The sequence below is a fragment of the Myxococcus hansupus genome (assembly GCF_000280925.3).
In the GTDB taxonomy this organism is placed as follows: domain Bacteria; phylum Myxococcota; class Myxococcia; order Myxococcales; family Myxococcaceae; genus Myxococcus; species Myxococcus hansupus.
Window position 1 is genome coordinate 306,025 of sequence record NZ_CP012109.1, and the last position, 16,455, is coordinate 322,479.

General features: G+C 70.2%; 15 protein-coding genes. 5 read left to right on the plus strand and 10 right to left on the minus strand.

Translation table 11 applies throughout. The annotated features are described in order from the left end of the window. Window positions 1-57: 57 nt before the first annotated feature. Window positions 58-1,377: a response regulator gene (locus A176_RS01280; protein WP_002633293.1), complete on the plus strand. Its 1,320-nt coding sequence runs from the start codon at window positions 58-60 to the stop codon at window positions 1,375-1,377. Window positions 1,378-1,423: 46 nt separating this feature from the next. Here A176_RS01280 and A176_RS01285 read toward each other — a convergent pair whose 3' ends face one another. Continuing rightward, window positions 1,424-2,071: a hypothetical protein gene (locus A176_RS01285; protein ID WP_002633292.1), complete on the minus strand. Its 648-nt coding sequence runs from the start codon at window positions 2,069-2,071 to the stop codon at window positions 1,424-1,426. Window positions 2,072-2,132: 61 nt separating this feature from the next. Here A176_RS01285 and A176_RS01290 point away from each other — a divergent pair, with 61 nt between their 5' ends. The 3 genes from A176_RS01290 (at window position 2,133) to A176_RS01300 (ending at window position 4,211) form a co-directional block, all read left to right on the plus strand. Continuing rightward, entirely contained in the window at window positions 2,133-2,651 is a 519-nt protein-coding gene (locus A176_RS01290; protein ID WP_002633291.1) for a hypothetical protein, read from the plus strand. Window positions 2,652-2,716: 65 nt separating this feature from the next. Continuing rightward, a complete protein-coding gene (gene bcp, locus A176_RS01295) occupies window positions 2,717-3,589 on the plus strand; it encodes a thioredoxin-dependent thiol peroxidase (protein WP_226994146.1) in 873 nt (290 codons plus the stop codon). Between the two features lie 130 nt (window positions 3,590-3,719). Then, complete coding sequence (locus A176_RS01300) at window positions 3,720-4,211, plus strand: hypothetical protein (protein WP_002633289.1); 492 nt, start codon at window positions 3,720-3,722, stop codon at window positions 4,209-4,211. 135 nt (window positions 4,212-4,346) lie between these two features. Here A176_RS01300 and nagZ read toward each other — a convergent pair whose 3' ends face one another. From nagZ to A176_RS01330, 6 genes are all read right to left on the minus strand, one after another. After that, on the minus strand, window positions 4,347-5,411 hold the full coding sequence (gene nagZ / locus A176_RS01305; RefSeq protein ID WP_044890572.1) for a beta-N-acetylhexosaminidase: 1,065 nt from the start codon (window positions 5,409-5,411) through the stop codon (window positions 4,347-4,349). Window positions 5,412-5,553: 142 nt separating this feature from the next. Further along, window positions 5,554-5,919 (minus strand): response regulator, encoded by a 366-nt coding sequence (locus A176_RS01310; protein WP_002633287.1) that lies wholly within the window; start codon window positions 5,917-5,919, stop codon window positions 5,554-5,556. 2 nt (window positions 5,920-5,921) lie between these two features. After that, window positions 5,922-7,412 (minus strand): ATPase domain-containing protein, encoded by a 1,491-nt coding sequence (locus A176_RS01315; protein ID WP_021781428.1) that lies wholly within the window; start codon window positions 7,410-7,412, stop codon window positions 5,922-5,924. Between the two features lie 154 nt (window positions 7,413-7,566). Beyond that, window positions 7,567-8,496, minus strand: coding sequence for a DUF6209 family protein (locus A176_RS01320; RefSeq protein ID WP_002633285.1), 930 nt, complete (start codon window positions 8,494-8,496; stop codon window positions 7,567-7,569). A gap of 95 nt (window positions 8,497-8,591) precedes the next feature. Beyond that, window positions 8,592-9,950: a glycoside hydrolase family 2 TIM barrel-domain containing protein gene (locus tag A176_RS01325; protein ID WP_002633284.1), complete on the minus strand. Its 1,359-nt coding sequence runs from the start codon at window positions 9,948-9,950 to the stop codon at window positions 8,592-8,594. Between the two features lie 17 nt (window positions 9,951-9,967). Further along, on the minus strand, window positions 9,968-10,507 hold the full coding sequence (locus tag A176_RS01330; protein WP_002633283.1) for a hypothetical protein: 540 nt from the start codon (window positions 10,505-10,507) through the stop codon (window positions 9,968-9,970). Window positions 10,508-10,695: 188 nt separating this feature from the next. On the opposite strand from A176_RS01330, the gene dbpA reads away from it, so the two are divergent. Continuing rightward, window positions 10,696-12,081, plus strand: a complete 1,386-nt coding sequence (gene dbpA, locus A176_RS01335; RefSeq protein ID WP_002633282.1) for an ATP-dependent RNA helicase DbpA — start codon at window positions 10,696-10,698, stop codon at window positions 12,079-12,081. A 9-nt stretch (window positions 12,082-12,090) separates the two neighbouring features. Here dbpA and A176_RS01340 read toward each other — a convergent pair whose 3' ends face one another. The 3 genes from A176_RS01340 to A176_RS01350 all read right to left on the minus strand — a co-directional run bounded on the left by A176_RS01340 (window position 12,091) and on the right by A176_RS01350 (window position 16,453). Further along, a complete protein-coding gene (locus A176_RS01340) occupies window positions 12,091-13,176 on the minus strand; it encodes a YcjF family protein (protein WP_002633281.1) in 1,086 nt (361 codons plus the stop codon). 299 nt (window positions 13,177-13,475) lie between these two features. Next, window positions 13,476-15,578, minus strand: coding sequence for a BatA domain-containing protein (locus tag A176_RS01345; protein WP_002633280.1), 2,103 nt, complete (start codon window positions 15,576-15,578; stop codon window positions 13,476-13,478). After that, on the minus strand, window positions 15,575-16,453 hold the full coding sequence (locus A176_RS01350) for a DUF58 domain-containing protein (RefSeq protein WP_002633279.1): 879 nt from the start codon (window positions 16,451-16,453) through the stop codon (window positions 15,575-15,577). The genes A176_RS01345 and A176_RS01350 overlap by 4 nt, the downstream gene beginning before the upstream one ends. Between the last annotated feature and the right edge of the window lie 2 nt (window positions 16,454-16,455).

Here is a 16,455-nt window from a genome sequence, read left to right on the forward strand (position 1 = left end):
CACCCGGGGGCAGATTGTCTGACCCTTCCCGTGGCATCTGGTACGGTACGCCCCGCGATGGCACCCCGAATCCTCGTCGTCGATGACAATCAGGAGCTGTTGTCCCTCCTCACGCAGCTCTTCGAGGAGGCGGGCTACGAGGTCATTGGCGCGAACCGCGGCAAGCAAGCGTTGGAAGTGGCGAAGGCGAACGCCCCCGCGGCGGCCGTGCTCGACATCCTGCTGCCCGACATGATGGGTTACCACCTGGCGGACGCGCTGCGGAAGGACAACCCCCAGCTCCCGCTCCTCTTCATCACGGGTGTCTTCAAGGGGGGCAAGCACGCCGTCGAGTCGCGCACCAAGTACCAGGCCGCGGGCTACTTCGAGAAGCCCTTCGAGGCGCAGAAGCTGCTGGAGGCCATGACGAAGGTGCTGCCGCCGGAGAAGCCCCTGGCAGCGGCCGCGTCGCTCCAGGACGCCTTCGAGGTGGAGCTGGACATCGACGTGGAGGAGGAAGGCCCGCAGGACGCCATGGAGCTGACCGGCCGCATCAAGGTGACGGGCGGCGGCAACATCACGGCGGAGATTCGCGGCGCCAACCTCACGGCCAGCCCCATGCAGAAGGTGCCGGCCACGCACGTGCGGCCGCCCACGCCGGGCCGTCCCCCGGACCCGCCTCCCGCGGGCGCGCCCGGCAGCCGCCGCGGCGAACTCAAGGACAACCTCCCCTCGCTGCTCACCGCCTTCTATCTCTCCCGCGAGACGGGCGAGCTGGGCGTGCAGAAGGGCAAGGTGAAGAAGGTCCTCTACTTCGAGAAGGGCACGCCGGTGTTCGCCCTCTCCAACCTGCTCGCGGACCGCTTCGGCCAGTTCCTGGTGCGCGTGGGGAAGATCAAACCCGAGCAGCTCCAGGACGCCTCCGCGGTGGCCGCGCAGAGCAACCGCCGCACCGGTGACGTGCTGGTGGAGCGCGGCCTGCTCAAGGACACCGAGCGCCTGTACTACGTGGGCCAGCAGGTGAAGGCCGTCATCTACTCGCTCTTCGCGTGGGAAGAGGGCTCCTACCTGCTGAGCTTCAAGGAGAAGGCGAGCGCGGAGTCCATCAAGCTGGACGTCCACCCCGCCAACCTCATCGTCCGGGGCATCAAGAAGCTCTACAAGCCGGAGCGCCTGCGCCGCCTGCTCCAGCCGGAGGACCGGCTCATCCCCGCCGTGGCCCCGGCGTACCAGCTCAACGAAGTGGAGCTGGAGCGGTGGGAGGCGGAGCTGCTGCCCAAGGTGGACGGCAACCGCACCGTGGCGGAGCTGCTGGCCTTCGCCAACCGCCCCGAGCACGTCGTCTACGGCTTCCTGGTGTCGATGATGTCGCTGGGCATCCTGGACAAGCGCTCGTAGGCGCTGCGCCCCGCTACCTTGGCGGCGGGGCCACCTGCGTCCGGGGCTATTCGCCCATCAGCCGCGAGCCCATCCAGAACAGGCCCAGCGCGGCGGAGCCCACGGCCACCGTGCGCTGCACCCACAGGGTGATTTGCGCGTTCAGGCGGGCGATGCCCTCCGCGAAAATCAGGCCCACCACGCCCATGCCGATGAGGATGCCCAGCGCGAAGCCGGGCAGGTACATCCACGCGGCCGCGCTCATGCTGCCGCCCACCAGCAGCGGCGGCAGGGCGAGCAACAGGGAGCGCACGCCGCTGACGGCCATCAGCGCGCCCGCGGTGGTGCTCACCGTGTGGACGTGCTGGTGCGGCTCCTGCGTGTGGCCGGGCAGGTGAGGGTGGCCATGGCCCAGGCTGCTGGGGAAGATGAGCGCGGCCACCGCGAGCGCCACCAGCACCGCGCCGCCGAAGATTTCGGCCCAGCGCTCGAAGGTCTCCGACAGGCCCACGCCCGCCAGGATGCAGACCGCGGCGATGCCGCCGAGCATGGCCGCGTGGCCCAAGGCGAAACGCACGGCGGTGGCGATGGCGGCGCGGCGCCGGCCTCCCCCCAGGGTTCCGAGGGTGGCCATGGCGGCGCAGTGGTCGGGCCCCACGGCGTGAAGCATGCCTTGGGACAGGCCGAGCAGGAAGGCGAGGAGAATGGGCTGCACGACGGAACACCCTAGCCGTGCTTCAATCGCGAGGCCAGCAGGAGAGGAGAACCTACCCCGCATGAGGATGACCACCCGACGGCTGTCCGCCGTCATTCCGCTCGCGCTCTGTTTGCTTCTGTCGCCCGGCTGCGACAAGGGGCCCGACCAGCTCCGGGACGCCGAGGCGACGTACCGTGAGCTCATTGACCGCCGCGTCTCACCCATGGATCCGGCGTGGGACCCCGTCATCGCCGCCTTCGATGCGATCGCCAAGGACTCCAAGGCGCGCCCGGCCGCGGACCAGCGCATCGCCGCCATCCGGGGGCTCCGCGGAAAGCTCCCGCCGCGTCCGCTCGCCACGCCAGGTGCCACCGGCGCCGGGACGACGGAGGCGGACGCCAAGCGCGCCGCCTGCGAGGCCCTGGCCATCCGGTTGGGGCAGACGCCGGAGGGCCCCGAGCGCGAGCCCCTGCACGCCGCGCTGGAGACGTGCCACAACGAGCTGGTCCGGTTGGAGGCGCACAGCCATCCGCCGGGCGAGCACGCCCATGACCACGGCGGTGAGCCGGGCCATCCCGCCCCGCAGGGCCAGCCCTGACCTGATGGGTTGGTGACGGAGGCGTTGAGTGGCGAGGGCATGTTGGCTAATGAGCCCGCATGCCCATGCCCCAAGCAGGTGACCAGGCCCCCGCCTTCCAGGTGCCCGACCAGGACGGAAACACGGTGACGCTCGCGCGGTTCGCGGGTCGCAGTGTCGTCCTCTACTTCTATCCGAAGGACAACACGCCCGGATGCACCGTGGAGGCGTGTGACTTCCGGGATGAGCACTCGGCGCTGGAGGCCGCCGGCGCGGTGGTGCTGGGCGTGTCCACCGACAGCACCGCGAGCCACCAGAAGTTCGCGGCCAAGTTCAACCTGCCCTTCCCGCTGCTGGCGGACGTGGACCACGCGCTGTCCGAGGCCTACGGCGTCTGGGGCGAGAAGTCGCTCTATGGTCGCAAGTTCCTGGGCATCACCCGCGCGACCTTCCTCATCGGACCGGACGGCCGCGTGAAGCAGGTGTGGCCCAAGGTGAAGGTGATCGGCCACGTGGCCGAGGTGCTGGCCGCGCTGAAGGGTGGCGATTCGGCCGGAGCCTCGGGGACTCCCGCGGCGAAGAAGGCGTCCGCTGGGAAGAAGGTGGCCGCCGCGAAGAAGGCTCCCGCCGGGAAGAGCGCGGTGGCGAAGTCGTCCGGCGCGCAGGCTGCTCCGGTCGGCAAGAGGGCGCCCGCGTCGAAGAAGGCCCCGGTCGGCAAGAAGGCTCCCGCGTCGAAGAAGGCCCCTGTGAGCAAGGCCGCCCCCGCGTCGAAGAAGGCCGCTGTGAGCAAGGCCGCCTCGGCGTCGAAGAAGGCCCCTGCGAGCAAGGCCGCCCCGGCGTCGAAGAAGGCCGCTGCGGGCAAGAAGCCCACTGCCAAGAAGGCTTCTGCGGCGGCGAAGAAGGCCTCCACGGCGCGGAAGGCCCCGGCGGCGAAGAAGGCTGCTCGCCCTCGCCGCTGAGGCTATAGGGAGAGGCACGGGCGGTTCGTCGTCCTTCGGACGTCGCGCCGCCCGGTGGTCTGTACGACCGGCGTGCCCCATCTTCGGGATGCATCAACAATCAGATTTGAAGGGACCGAAAGGAATCGACATGCGCGAGCGGAATATTCGGTGGTGGGGGACGGCGGTGGCGGTGGTGGCGGGCACGATGGTGAGCGTGGGCTGCGGCCCCCTGCCGGAGACGGGCGGCAGCCAGCCGGATGAGACGCGGGGCAGCTTCGTCGGCCAGCGTGGCGATCAGGCCGAGGCCATGAAGAACATCGAGGGTGGCAACACCAACGCGGCGCTGCCGCCTTGGACGATGCCCTCGAACCGTGGCTACAACGCGACCATCGGCCAGATTGGCTCCAGCATCGACCCGCGCACGCCGCAGAACGACGGTGCGCAGAACAAGTCCATCCAGGACGACGCCGGGAAGATGATGCAGAGCCAGTACGCGGTTCAGGGCGGCGCGGCGTACGCCCCGACGGCCCAGGGTCTGGGCGGTGAGGATGGCGCGGCGCTGGGCGGCAACCGGCGCGGCCACTCCAGTGGCTATGCCCCGTTGGGCTGGCAGGACCGCAGCGGCCCCTACCGCCGCTGAGTCTTGGCAGGGGCATGCATATCTCGCCCCGCTGGGCTGGCAGGACCGCAGCGGCCCCTACCGCCGCTGAGCCTTGGCAGGGGCGTGCTTCGCCCCTCCCACCGCGCCCGGTGGATTCCCCCGGCCGCCCGCGCTTCAGCGGGTGGCCAGCATCACCTCGGTCGGGTCCTTGCCCGTGAAGGTGCTGACGAGCCCCTCGGCGAGCGCGCGGTGTTCGCCGCTGTCCAGCGTGGCGAGCCGGTCCTCCGCCGGGTGCGCGAAGCGGGCGCTGAGCGCGTCGAGCCGGCGGTGGGCCTGGGCAATCCGCTCGCGCGGGACGCGCCCGGACTCCACGGCCTGCACCAGCGCCTCAATGGCCCGGCGCTGCACGTCCGCGTTGTGGCACACCAGGAACAGGTCCACACCCGCGAGCGTGCCCTGCACCGTGGCCTCCTCCACGGAGTAGTGGCCGGCGATGGCCTTCATCTCCAGGTCATCGCTGACGAGCACGCCATCGAAGCCCAGCTCCTCGCGCAGCACGCCCTGGAGCACGCGCGGGCTCATGGTGGCGGGCACGCCCGGGTCCAGCGCGTCGAAGAGCACGTGCGCCGTCATCAACGACGCCAGCCCCGCCTGCGCGAAGGCCCGGAAGGGCACCAGCTCCACGCTGCGCAGCCGCTCCAGCGTGTGCGGCAGCCGCGGCAGCGTCAGGTGGCTGTCGGTGGTGGTGTCGCCGTGCCCCGGGAAGTGCTTGCCACACGAAGCCACGCCGCCCGTCTCCAGCCCCCGCGCGAGCGCCACGCCCAGCCGCGCCACCTCCTCCGCCTCGCGACTGAAGCTGCGGTCACCGATGACGGGGTTGGCCGGGTTGGTGTCCACGTCCAACACGGGCGCGAAGTCCCAGTCGAAGCCCAGCGCGCGCAGCTCGTACGCCAGCAGCCGGCCCACCCGCTCCACCAGGGCGATGTCGCCGCGCTGTCCCAGCTCGCGCATGGGCGGCAGCGCGGTGAAGGGCGCGCCGCGAATCCGGGCCACGCGTCCACCCTCCTGGTCCACCGACAAGATGAAGGGCCGGCCCGCGCGGGTCTTCAAGGCGTGGCACAGCGCGGCCGTGTCCGCGGCGGTGCCCACGTTGCGCTTGAAGAGGATGGCCCCGTAGATGCCGTCATCCATCAGCGAGGCGAGCTCGCGGTCGATGTCGGTGCCGGGGAAGCCCACCATGAAGAGGCGGGCGCAGTCGCGGTAGAGGGCGGAGGTCGTCACGGCGCGCAGTCTGGCAGAAGCCGGGCCGGGGACGCTCGGGCGGCGCGCCGTTTTCACGGGAGCGTCGGCTGCCTGTCAGGCGGTGGGCCGAAGGGGCGCGTTACTGCAGGATGGCGCCCTGGGCGAAGCGCTTCACCACCACCAGCAGGTCATCCAGGGAGAAGGGCTTGGGCAGGAAGGCCGCGCAGCGCAGGTCCTTCCAGTAGTCCGGAGGGCTGGCGCTCATCATCACCACGGGGATGTCCCGCAGCAGGGGGCTGCGCTCCATGGCCTCCAACAGCGCGGGGCCGTTCATGACGGGCATCATGTAGTCGAGCAGCACCATGCAGGGGCGCTCCTCGGCCATGCGCTCCAAGGCCTCCTTGCCGTTGAGGGCGATGGCGGTCCGGTAGCCCTCATCGCTCAGGAGGTCTCGCATGGCTTCGACGATGCCGAATTCGTCATCGACGATGAGGATGGGGCCCATGACTACTTCCCCCGGTGCCCGCTGTCGGGATGTCGGGGCGCGCTCTTCCGCGGCAGGCCGGTCATCATCATCTCGACCTCCGCGAAGGTGCCTGTCACCTCCATGCCCTTGGCGCTGATGTTCAGCTCCCGCAACGCCTGGTCGTGACTGCTGTTGCGCAGCTTCAGCACCGCGATGAAGCGGTGCAGTCGGGCGTCCAATTCGGCGTGGCGCACGTAGAGGACGTTCTCCGCCACCATGGAGATGCCCTTCATCGGGAAGCGCACCTCCGGGCCGAAGGAGGACGTGGATTCGACGGAGTAGAGCAGCGTCACGCCGCGCATGCGGCATTCGTTGACCAGCGCGGCCAGGAAGCGGGCCACCCGGGACTGCCGGACGGCCGCCCTGCGAAGCGCGTCATAGCCGTCCAGGAAGATGCGGCGCACGCCGTGGGTCCGGATGATGTCCAGCAACTGCACGCCGAGCTTGTCCAGCAGGTTCTCGGTGGGCGGCCGGAAGCTGACCTCGAAGTCCCCCCGGTCGATGAAGGGCTTCAAGTCGAGCCCGATGCCCGCCGCTTGCGACACCATCCGCTCCGGCGAGTCATAGAAGGCGAAGTAGTGCACGCGCTCGCCCTGGCGGGCGCCCTCCGCGAGGAAGTTCAGCCCCAGCAGCGTCTTCCCGCTGCCGGACGGCCCCAGCAGGATGGTCGTGGAGCCGCGGGCCACGCCCCCGTTCAACATGGCGTCCAGGCCGGGCACGCCCATCTCGCATTTCGCCGACAAGGGCGGGCTTGGCGGTGGGCCTGACTGCGCGAGCGTCTCCAGGCGGGGATAGATGACGATGCCGTCCTGGGTGATTTCGAAGCTGTGCTTGCCGAGCAGGTAGGGACTGCCCCGGAACTTACGCACGAACAGCTCGCGCACGGCGCGCGCGCCGAACATGCGCTGGCGCAGCAGCAGCAGACCGTCCACCATGGTGTGCTCGGCGCGCAGGCCCTGGCCCCGGCCGGTGGTGAGGATCAGCGTCGTGCAGCCCATCAGGCCCGTGACGACCTGGAGGCCGTGGATGAACTTCTTGATGGCCTGCTGGGAGGACGCCACTTCCTCCGCCGCCACCAGTCCGTCGAGGACGAGCAGCGTGGCCTGATGCGACTTGGTCTCCTTGCGGATGAGGTCCGCCAGGGCGTCCAGCCCGCCCTGCTCGAGCACGGTGAACGCGCTCAGGTAGGTGATGGAGTTGGGCAGCAGGTTGGAGTCGAAGAACGACAGCGAGCTGAGGTTGCCGACGAGCTCCGTGTGCGACTCAGCCAGCAGCGTCATGTACAGCACGCGCCCGCCCTGGTTGCGCGCGTGGTGGAAGCACACCTGGTTGGCGAAGATGGTCTTCCCGGAGCCCGGCAACCCCAGCAACATGTAGGTGCGGGCCTTGCGGAAGCCGCCGTGCAGCACGGTGTCGAGACCAGGGATGCCAGTGGGAATCCGTTCCGCCACGCGTGGAGTGCTATCGGTCATTTCGCGTTCCCTTTCCTGGGCCCCGGCCCGGGGTTGGCCCCGCTGGAATGGAGCAAAGCGCTCGCCTTCATATGGGAACACCTCATGCCGCAGCGCCTCTTCCGAGTTGCCGCTGAAGCGCGGGGCTTCAGCGGCGTGTTCGCGGTAACCCGTGTCAGAAGCTGCGCTGCACGGTGCGCGCGGCGCCACCCGAGGGGCCCGCGTCGTTCGCGATGCGATACCAGCTCACGCCGTCCGTTGAATACCGGAACCCGAATGCATACGCGTTCCACGGCGTATACGCGAGCGGCTCGGACGCGAGGTTCCAGCGGTAGCGGTAGTTGTTGCCCACTCGACCCTGGAAGGCGAGCGGCTTGTGCTGCGTGGCGGCCCCGTCCACGCTGAACTCCACCTGCGCGTGGATGAGCTCGGGCCGCGCGGTGGCGGCGTCCGTCACGCCCGGCACGTACACGTCCGCGTCCACGAACCTGCAGGCGCGCTCCATGACGTAGCTGTCGATGACGATGGGGTCCACCAGTCCGTCGCGGTGCTCGCAGTCGCGCGCGAAGCTGCCGCCCCAGTCACCGGCCCACGCCACCGCGGCCGGCGACTGCGCCTCCACGGGGAAGGCGTAGTTCATGCCGTAGTTGCTGTCGTAGCGCTGCGTGCACGTGCGGCCGGAGGTGAGGAACCACGTCTCCACGCTGGTGGCGTCCGACGGCACTGTGACCTCAAAGGGCTTGCTCACGAACGAGGTGCTGCCCGTGGCCTGCTTCACGCTGCCGCTGAAGAGCTGGCCGCTGGGGAGGAAGCGGACGTAGGCCAGCGTGTCCCAGACCTGCACCCCGTTGTAGGTGCTCAGGTGGCAGTCCGTCATCCGGTACAAGTCATAGTCGACGACGAGCTGGCCGCCGCGGACGATGGCGCCCTGCTGCGAGTGCGTCCAGCCCGTGAGGAAGCGCACGGTGGCCGTGGGCGCGGTGAGCGGCGCCTGCTGCGCCTCCAGGGGCGCGCCGTCCGCAGCGTCGTCCTGCTGCGGAGCGCCGCCACAGGCCGCCAGCAGCGGCAGTGCGAGGGCCAGGGACTTCCAGGCAGACTTCTTCATGCGGGGTATCTCCAGAAGGAGGGGAGCCCGCCACTTACCAGGACTTCCCGACACATGCTCCCTTGCTGGGTTCCCCCGTCTGGAGCCGAGCGCCTTCAGGGCGGGACGCTGCCCGGGCGAGCGGGCTCGGGGGTGGGGAAGGGCAGCCGGGTGGAGGTGGTGGCCATCGCGAGGTTGCCCGCGTCGTCCTTGCCCAGCGCGTAGAGCTTGATGGCGCCGCGCACCGCGGGCATGCGCACCTGCCAGGTGCCCGGCGTGGGCCCGGGGCGCGCGTCCAGCCGGCGCACCTCGTCGCGCTCGTGACGGGTGGCGGCGCCCCGGAAGTTGTAGGCGAAGAAGAGGCCGTGGAGCTTCGGGTCCGTGGCGTCCACGTCCACCTGGACCTGGGCCCAGGTGCTGGGGCCCTCGCGCACCGCGCCCTGCACGGCGACGGCGGCAATCCGGGGCAGGGGCGTGGCGGGCTTCTGTCCCGTGTAGGCCTCGCGCACCGCGTGCCACGCGGGCCGGGTGGACGTGCCCGACAGCATGCCCAGCCAGAGGTTGGTGTGGTCGAACGACGACGAATAGTTGAACACGAACAAGCCCAGGCACCGCCCCTCCTTCACGTGGGGCGCCAGGGCGGTGTTCCAGCCGTCGACGATGGCGGCGTACTTCTCCGCGTCGGTGGGCTCGCGGGGCACGCCGTGGGCGTCCTTGGGTGCGTCCCATTCGCCCTGCGCGCCGAACTCGGTGATGAACCAGGGCTTCTTCACGCCGGCCTTCGCCAGCTCCGCGGGCAGCACGTGGATGCCGCCGCCGTAGACGTTGAGCCCATACGCGTCGAGCGACGGCACGTGTTTCTCCCACCAGGGGACCGCCATCGTCCAGGCGTCCACGGAGATGACGGGGTGGTCCGCGTCCACCTTCTTGACGGCGCGGACGACCTTCTCCAGGAAGCGCGCGTAGGCCTCCTTCGCCGCGTCGTGGGGGCTGTTGAGGATGACCTCGTTGCCCACGCCCCAGGCCAGCACGGCGGGGTGGTCCTTGAAGCCGCGCACGTGCTTCAGCGTTTCCTCGAGCTGCTGCTTCATTCCGCCCGTGTCGCGCGTGTAGTCGAAGTTGTCGTCGCCCTCCATGCCGGGCTGGCCATGCCGCATCCAGAGGCCCACGAGCACCTTCAGGCCATGTTTGTGCGCGGCGTCGAGCAGCAGTCGCGTCTCCGAGTTGATGCCCCACGTGCGCAGGGTGTTCACCCCCAGCGCCGCGAGCCGCGCGCAATCCGCGTCGTAGGCGGTGCTGTTGCTGCTGCCGCTGAAGCCGACGCCTCGGGCGATGTACGCCCGCCCGTCCACCTGCAACTGCCACTGGCCATCCTTCTGGAGGATGGCGGTCCGAGCCGAAGCTGCCGTGGGCAGCAGCACGAGCGCGCCGATGAGGAGCGCGCAGCCGAGGAAGGTGGAGCGGGCGGGGTGCATGGCGAGGCCTTTCTCAGCTAGCTGCAGTCCGCGGCATAGAAGTCAGCCCAGAAGCTCGTCGTCTGGGCGCAACCCTGGCGCGAGGCCGTCACGTCCAGGGTGAACCATCCCACCGAGGTGGCGGAGAGGTTCACGCCCGTGCCCGTGTTCCAGTGCAGGTTCGCGTAGTTGCTCGTCCACGTGTACAGCACCCCGCTTTCGGGGGAGTTGATGTGGTAGCGCCCGAAGGGGTGGCTCGACGGATAGCACACGCCGATGCCCTGCCGGATGGTCCGCACCAGGGGCGCGCAGGAGCACGTCCGCGTCTCGCCATCACACGTGACGGACGTGCTGGTGGAGGAGCAGCTCCCCACGGCGCTCGAGCACTGGAGTGTCGAGCCATTGCCGCAGTCGAGCGTCACGGTGCAGGCGCTGAAGGCCTCCACCTCGCCCCCCACGTCGGAGGACTCGAGCACCGGCGCGGGGCCCTCCTCGGAAAAGGGCTCCTCGGCGCCTCCGCAGGCGGTGACGAGCAGGACGGCGGATAGCAGCGACAGGTGGCGACGGAGTGAAGACATGAGGGCTCCTGGCGTGAGTGGGGTGGTGCTTCCCTGCAAAGCGAGATTTACGCAGAAAATCTGACAGGCAATCCAGTGGGGGCGGCCAGGCGGCGTGCGCGGCTCCACTTGTCCTGGCTTCGCTGGGTGTGACATGGGGCCTGCAGAACCCGAGGCTCCTTCCGTGCCTCCGCTCTTCGAGGCTCTGAATGGAATTTTCCGCGCTCGCGCTATCTCCCCCGCTGCTCCAGGTGTTGGAGGAGCTCGACTTCAAGACGGCCACGCCCATCCAGGCGCAGAGCATCCCGGTATTGCTCCAGGGCAAGGACCTGGTGGGCCAGGCGCAGACGGGAAGCGGCAAGACGGCGGCCTTCGCGCTGCCGCTGCTCCAGAAGGTCCACTTGCCGCACCGCCGGGTGCAGGCGCTGGTGCTGTGTCCCACGCGCGAGCTGTGCGCGCAGGTGGCGGGAGAAATCCGTCGGTTGGGGCGGCGGCTGCCGGGGCTCCAGGTGCTGGTGCTCGCGGGAGGGCAGCCCATCCGGCCGCAGTTGGACGCGCTGGAGAAGGGCGCGCACCTGGCGGTGGGGACGCCGGGCCGGGTGATGGACGTGTTGGACCGGGAGGCGCTGGAGACGCGGCAGCTCAACACCGTGGTGCTGGATGAGGCGGACCGGATGCTCGACATGGGCTTCCGCGAGGACATGGAGCGCATCCTCGGGGCCATGCCGCCCCGGCGGCAGACAGTGCTCTTCTCCGCCACCTTCCCGCCGGACATCGAGGCGCTGAGCCGCGACTTCCAGCGCTCGCCCACGCGGGTGACGGTGGAGGCCGCCAACGCGGGGCCCGACATCCAGCAGGTGCGCTACGACTGCAAGCCCGAGGAGAAGTCGGAGCTGCTCCTGCGCATCCTCCGTCACCACCAGCCCGCGTCCGCCATCGTCTTCTGCAACCTCAAGGCGACGGTGGTGGAGTTGAAGAAGTCGCTCTCCGCGGCGGGCGTCAGCGTGGACGGGCTCCAGGGGGATTTGGAGCAGTTCGAGCGCGACCGGGTGATGGCGAAGTTCCGCAACCAGAGCACGCGGGTGCTCATCGCCACGGACGTGGCGGGGCGGGGCATCGACGTGGAGGCGCTGGACGCGGTGGTGAACTTCGACCTGCCCATGCAGGCCGAGCCCTACGTGCACCGCATTGGCCGCACCGGCCGGGCGGGCCGCGCGGGTCTGGCCATCTCCATCGTCACGCCGCGCGACGGCCGCAAGGTGGACGACATCCAGTTGGCCACCGGCGTGAAGCTGGAGGCGGGCGACGTGGAGGCCCTGCCGTCCGCGGACCCGCGCAACGCGGTGTCGTTGGAGTCCAACTGGGACACGCTCTACATCTCCGCGGGCCGCAAGGACAAGCTGCGGCCCGGCGACGTCCTGGGCGCGCTCACGGGCGAGGCGGGCGGGCTCCAGTCCTCCGACGTGGGGAAGATTGAAATCCAGGACCGTGTGGCCTACGTGGCCGTGGCGCGGCGCGTGTCGCGCGTGGCCTTCCAGCGCTTGAGCGAGGGCCGCATCAAGGGTCGCCGCTACAAAATCGAGCGCGTGAAGTAGCGCGCGGCCTCACGCGGCGCCGCGCAGGGACATCTCCTCGCGGAAGGCCTGGATGACCTCCTCCTCCGTGGGCAGCTCACCGCTGCGCTTCTCCATCAGCTTGGAGAGGACGGCGATGTACGCCTCGCCGAACACCGTGGTGAGCGCGGTGGCGGTGGTGGCGGAGATGAGCGCGCCAATCGCCGTGCCCGGGCCGGGGATGAGCTTCAGCAGCCCGGACACGATGGACTGGCCGGTGAAGGTCGCGCCCAGGCCGGTGATGCTCGCGCCCACCAGCGTGGACAGGAAGGCCTCCGTCATGGGGAGGCCGAAGACGCTACTCACCCCCGCCAGCATTCCGACCTGCGTGGGGACGAGCAGGGCGGCGTCGGCGAAAGGGATGGGGACCGCTCCAATGAGTCCGGCGGCGGCCGCGGCGCTGGCGACGATGCCGTGCGCGCGCTTGCGCTTCTGGCCAATGCTCACGCGCTGGGCGGCGGCGAAGGCGTTGCGCTGGGCTTCGGGGACCAGCTCCATGGTGAGTTCGACCAGCTCCACCAGGCCCTTGGGTTGGAGCGTGTGGCCCTCGTCGTCCGTCTCCTGGAGCGCGCGCACGCGCATGACGTTGCGGGCCAGGGGAAGCAGCTTCTGCACCTCCGCGCGGAAGCCCTGGTCGCTGCGCGCCTTGGTGACCACGACGACCACCGGCATGTGGCGCGCGAGCATTTCCGCCGCCTTCATGTCGCCGTCCTCCACGCGGCGCGAGTCCTCGCTGATGCACAGCCAGGCGCAGTGCAGATGACGGGTGGCGTCGGCCTCCTTCGCGCGCGTGGCGACCAGCTCCTCCAGGAGCTTCAGCGTCTCCGTGAAGGCGCCCATCTCCAGGCCCCGGGTGTCGAGGATGCTGACGGGGATGCCGTCCTTCGTGTACTCGCGCGTCTCCTTCGTGACGGGGCGCCCCTGCCCGGTGTCCGCGATGCGGCCGTGGAACACCGCGTTGACGAGCGTGCTCTTGCCCACGCCGCTGCGCCCCGCGATGACGATGTTGACCCGGCCGCGCTTGCGGAAGGCCTCTTCGACCTGCTTCCGGATTTCGTCCGCCAGTTGGATGTCCATGGGCTGCCGCCGCCTCCGCCGGTGAGACCTCCCGCGTCGTGGGAGGCGTTGTCAGCGTAGCGGAAACACCCACGCGAGGCGGCCACGGACACACCAGGAAGGCCGCTCTCCAGACGAGGGCCGGACGGGCATCCGTGCGAGCGCGCGCTCATCCTCGCCGCGCTCGCATGCGCTCCTCGCACCTGGGCCCAGGGATGGCGCGGAGCACGCGGGCGCGCACTTCACGCACAAGGGCCCTCCGGCGTTCACGGGCAGGACGCGCTTCGGCGCGGGAGGCGCTGAGTCCACCTCCCGCCCGGCTACTTGCGCAGCAGCGTGCCTTCGAAGAAGAACGCCAGACATGCGGCCAGGATGAGCCACGTCCACAGCGGCACGGAGGGCTTGTCCGAGTCCCCCGTGGAGGCCTTCACCGTCTCCTCGCCAAAGTAGGCGGTGAGCGTGTCCATGGGCACGCGGCCCAGGTCGCTCTCGGACGGGTCGAGCACGGCGGCGAAGGAGAGGTCCGGCTGCACCTTCCCATCCGCGCCCAGCACCGAGTACACGCCCGGCTCCATCACGGGGCCCGCCACCAGCGAGCCATCCGGCTGCTCCTTCACCGTGACTTCGGCGCCGTCCGGCGCGCGCACCGCGGACACCTTCTGCGCGCCTTCGGGGCGGAGCGTCGCGCCTTCACCCACGCGAACACGGACCTCCTCGCGCTCGTCCAGCGAGCCGGTGAGGTACGCGGCGAAGCGCTGCATCAGCGGCAGGAAGGACGTGCGGATGGCGAAGTCGCTCCAGTCGCGGTCCACCGTGCTGGTGAGCATCGCCACGCGCCCCTTGCCCTTGCGCGCCACCGCCACCGCGGGCGCGCCGTCCTCGTACGTGGCCAGCACCTGACTGGCGCCAGCGGCCCCGGGGCCGTCCGCCGCCTCCAGCAGCATGTACTTGTAGAAGCGCGCGCCCACGAGCCCTTCCTCCGCCTGCCCCGTGAAGGGCGAGAAGAGGACGTGCTCCACGGACACCTGCGCCAGCCGCGCGCTCTTGGTGTCGGCGTCCGGGTCGTCGCGCTCGGCGCTGGTGCGCACCAGCCGCAGCGGACGCGGCAGCACCGCGCCCAGCCGCTGGTTGTACGTGTCCGGGTTCACCCGGTCGCCCATGCTGATGAAGAGGCCGCCGCCGTTCTCCACGAAGGCCGCCAGCTTCTGCGCTTCTTCCGCGCTGGGCGCGGGCACGTTGAGCAGCAGCACCAGGTCGTAGGTGGCGAAGTCCTCGCGCAGGCCCACCTCCGCGTCGCGCGTGGCCACCTCCACCGGTGAGCCCGGCGCGGTGAGGGCCGCGTCCACGAAGAAGGCCTCGTCCCGGTAGCGCGTCGCGTGGGGCGAGCCATTCACCACCAGCGCCTTCAGCGCGCGCGGCACCGGCAGCACGAACGAGCGCCGGTCATCCTCCACCAACGCGTCTGGCGCCAGCGTCACCTGTCCCAGCACCGTGCCGCCCTGCGGGAAGCGCACCGTGAGCGCCTTCTGCGTCGTGCCGCCGGGCGGAATGTCCACGAAGCCCTTGGCCAGCGTGGACTCGCCCACGCGCACCGCGGCCTCCAGGTCTTTCACCGGCTCGGTGCCGAAGTTGCGCACCGTGAAGGTGAACTGGAACGTGCGCGGGCCGGCCTGGAGCGCGGGCTCCACCTTGAGGTCGACGATGGCGCGGTTGCCCAGCACGTCCTTGCCCTCGGCCGCGTCGCGGAGCACCACCTCCGGCTTCACCGGCGCGCCCGTGAGGCCCTTCACCGTGGGCGGCGGCGCCTCCAGCCGGAAGGCCGAGGACGTCATGTCGGAGACCAGCACCAGCCGCTTGGCTGGCATCGGATTCTCCTCCAGCGCGCGCGCCGCCATGTCCAGGCAGCGTGACAGGTCCGCCGTGCCATAGGTGGCGCGGGCCTCGTCCACCATGGAGCGCAGGCGGCCCCGGTCGAAGCCGGGCGGCGGGGGCGCGACGGGGCTCTGCGTGCAGACGAGCACCGTGGCGGGCTCCTCCGGCAGCAAATCTTTCAGCGCGTCACGGGCCTCGTCGCGGGCGCGCTCGAAGTTGGACGTGCCATCCGACCAACGCATGGACAGGGACGCGTCCAGGATGACGGCGGTGGCCGCGGGGCCCTTCACCACCTGCGCGGCGGCGGCGTCACGGGACAGCTCGGGACGGGCCAGCGCGATGGGGATGGCCAGCAGGATGAGCGTGCGCAGCGCGTACAGCAGCAGGCGCTTGAGCTTGAGGCGGCTGGCGGTGCGCTTCTGGCTGCGCATCACGAAGGCCAACGGCCCGAAGGGGTGCGGCCGGGGACGGCGCCGGTCGAACAGGTGCACCAGCAAGGGGATGAAGGCGCCCAGCGCGCCCAGCAGCATCCACGGATTGCCGAAGGTCACCGGCGCCTCCCGCGCCGCGACAGGTACCGCAGCAGCACGTCATCCAACTTGTCGTCCGTGCGCACCAGGTCGTAGTCCACGTCCGCCTCGGCGCACGCGGCCTTCACGTTCGCCAGGAAGGCGTTGAACTCCTCCAGGTAGCTCTCCTTGATTTCGCGCGGGTTCACCTCGACGCGGCCCTGACCCTCCATGTCGAGGAAGAGCGTGGGGTCGTCGAAGGGGAACGTCAGCTCCGCGGGGTCCACCAGGTGGAACACGGACACGTCGTTCTTCCGCTGCCGCAGCGCGAGGATGCGGCGCAGCGCGTCCTGGTTCTCGTCCAGCAGGTCCGACAGGACGATGACGCTGGAGCGCCGGGGCAGCACCTCCGCCAGGTGGTCCGCCGCGCTGCCCAGGTCCGTGGCGCCGGTGGGCTGGGTGTGCTCCAGCGTGTCCAGCAGCACGTTGAGGTGACCGGCCGACGCGCGCGGCGGCACGTCCTTCCACTTGCCGCCCGCCATCAGCGCCAGGCCCGCCGCGTCCTGCTGGCGCACCAGCAGGTAGCACAGCGCGCCGGCCAGCGTGGTGGCCACGTCCAGCTTGCTAAGCGCGCCGCTGCGGTAGCCCATGGAGGCGGAGGCATCCACCACCATCACCGCGCGCAGGTTCGTCTCGTGCTCGAAGCGCTTGACGTAGTACTTGTCGAACTTGCCGTAGGCCTTCCAGTCCAGGTGGCGGAGCTCGTCGCCGGGGGCGTACTCCTTGTGCTCCGCGAACTCCACGCTCTGCCCCTGATGGGGGCTCTTGTGGAGGCCGGACAGCACGCCCTCCATCACCGCGCGGGCGCGCAGCTTCACTCCCTGGAGGCGGGCCAGTGTCTGGGCGTCGAGCAGCATGC

Excerpts from the sequence above, each read along its gene's own strand:
- A176_RS01280 (WP_002633293.1), top strand. The coding sequence starts at position 58 with ATGGCACCCCGAATCCTCGTCGTCGATGACAATCAGGAGCTGTTGTCC.
- A176_RS01290 (WP_002633291.1), top strand. The coding sequence starts at position 2,133 with ATGAGGATGACCACCCGACGGCTGTCCGCCGTCATTCCGCTCGCGCTC.
- bcp (WP_226994146.1), top strand. The coding sequence starts at position 2,717 with ATGCCCCAAGCAGGTGACCAGGCCCCCGCCTTCCAGGTGCCCGACCAG.
- A176_RS01300 (WP_002633289.1), top strand. The coding sequence starts at position 3,720 with ATGCGCGAGCGGAATATTCGGTGGTGGGGGACGGCGGTGGCGGTGGTG.
- nagZ (WP_044890572.1), bottom strand. The coding sequence starts at position 5,411 with ATGGTGGGCTTCCCCGGCACCGACATCGACCGCGAGCTCGCCTCGCTG.
- A176_RS01310 (WP_002633287.1), bottom strand. The coding sequence starts at position 5,919 with ATGGGCCCCATCCTCATCGTCGATGACGAATTCGGCATCGTCGAAGCC.
- A176_RS01315 (WP_021781428.1), bottom strand. The coding sequence starts at position 7,412 with ATGACCGATAGCACTCCACGCGTGGCGGAACGGATTCCCACTGGCATC.
- A176_RS01320 (WP_002633285.1), bottom strand. The coding sequence starts at position 8,496 with ATGAAGAAGTCTGCCTGGAAGTCCCTGGCCCTCGCACTGCCGCTGCTG.
- A176_RS01325 (WP_002633284.1), bottom strand. The coding sequence starts at position 9,950 with ATGCACCCCGCCCGCTCCACCTTCCTCGGCTGCGCGCTCCTCATCGGC.
- A176_RS01330 (WP_002633283.1), bottom strand. The coding sequence starts at position 10,507 with ATGTCTTCACTCCGTCGCCACCTGTCGCTGCTATCCGCCGTCCTGCTC.
- dbpA (WP_002633282.1), top strand. The coding sequence starts at position 10,696 with ATGGAATTTTCCGCGCTCGCGCTATCTCCCCCGCTGCTCCAGGTGTTG.
- A176_RS01340 (WP_002633281.1), bottom strand. The coding sequence starts at position 13,176 with ATGGACATCCAACTGGCGGACGAAATCCGGAAGCAGGTCGAAGAGGCC.
- A176_RS01350 (WP_002633279.1), bottom strand. The coding sequence starts at position 16,453 with ATGCTGCTCGACGCCCAGACACTGGCCCGCCTCCAGGGAGTGAAGCTG.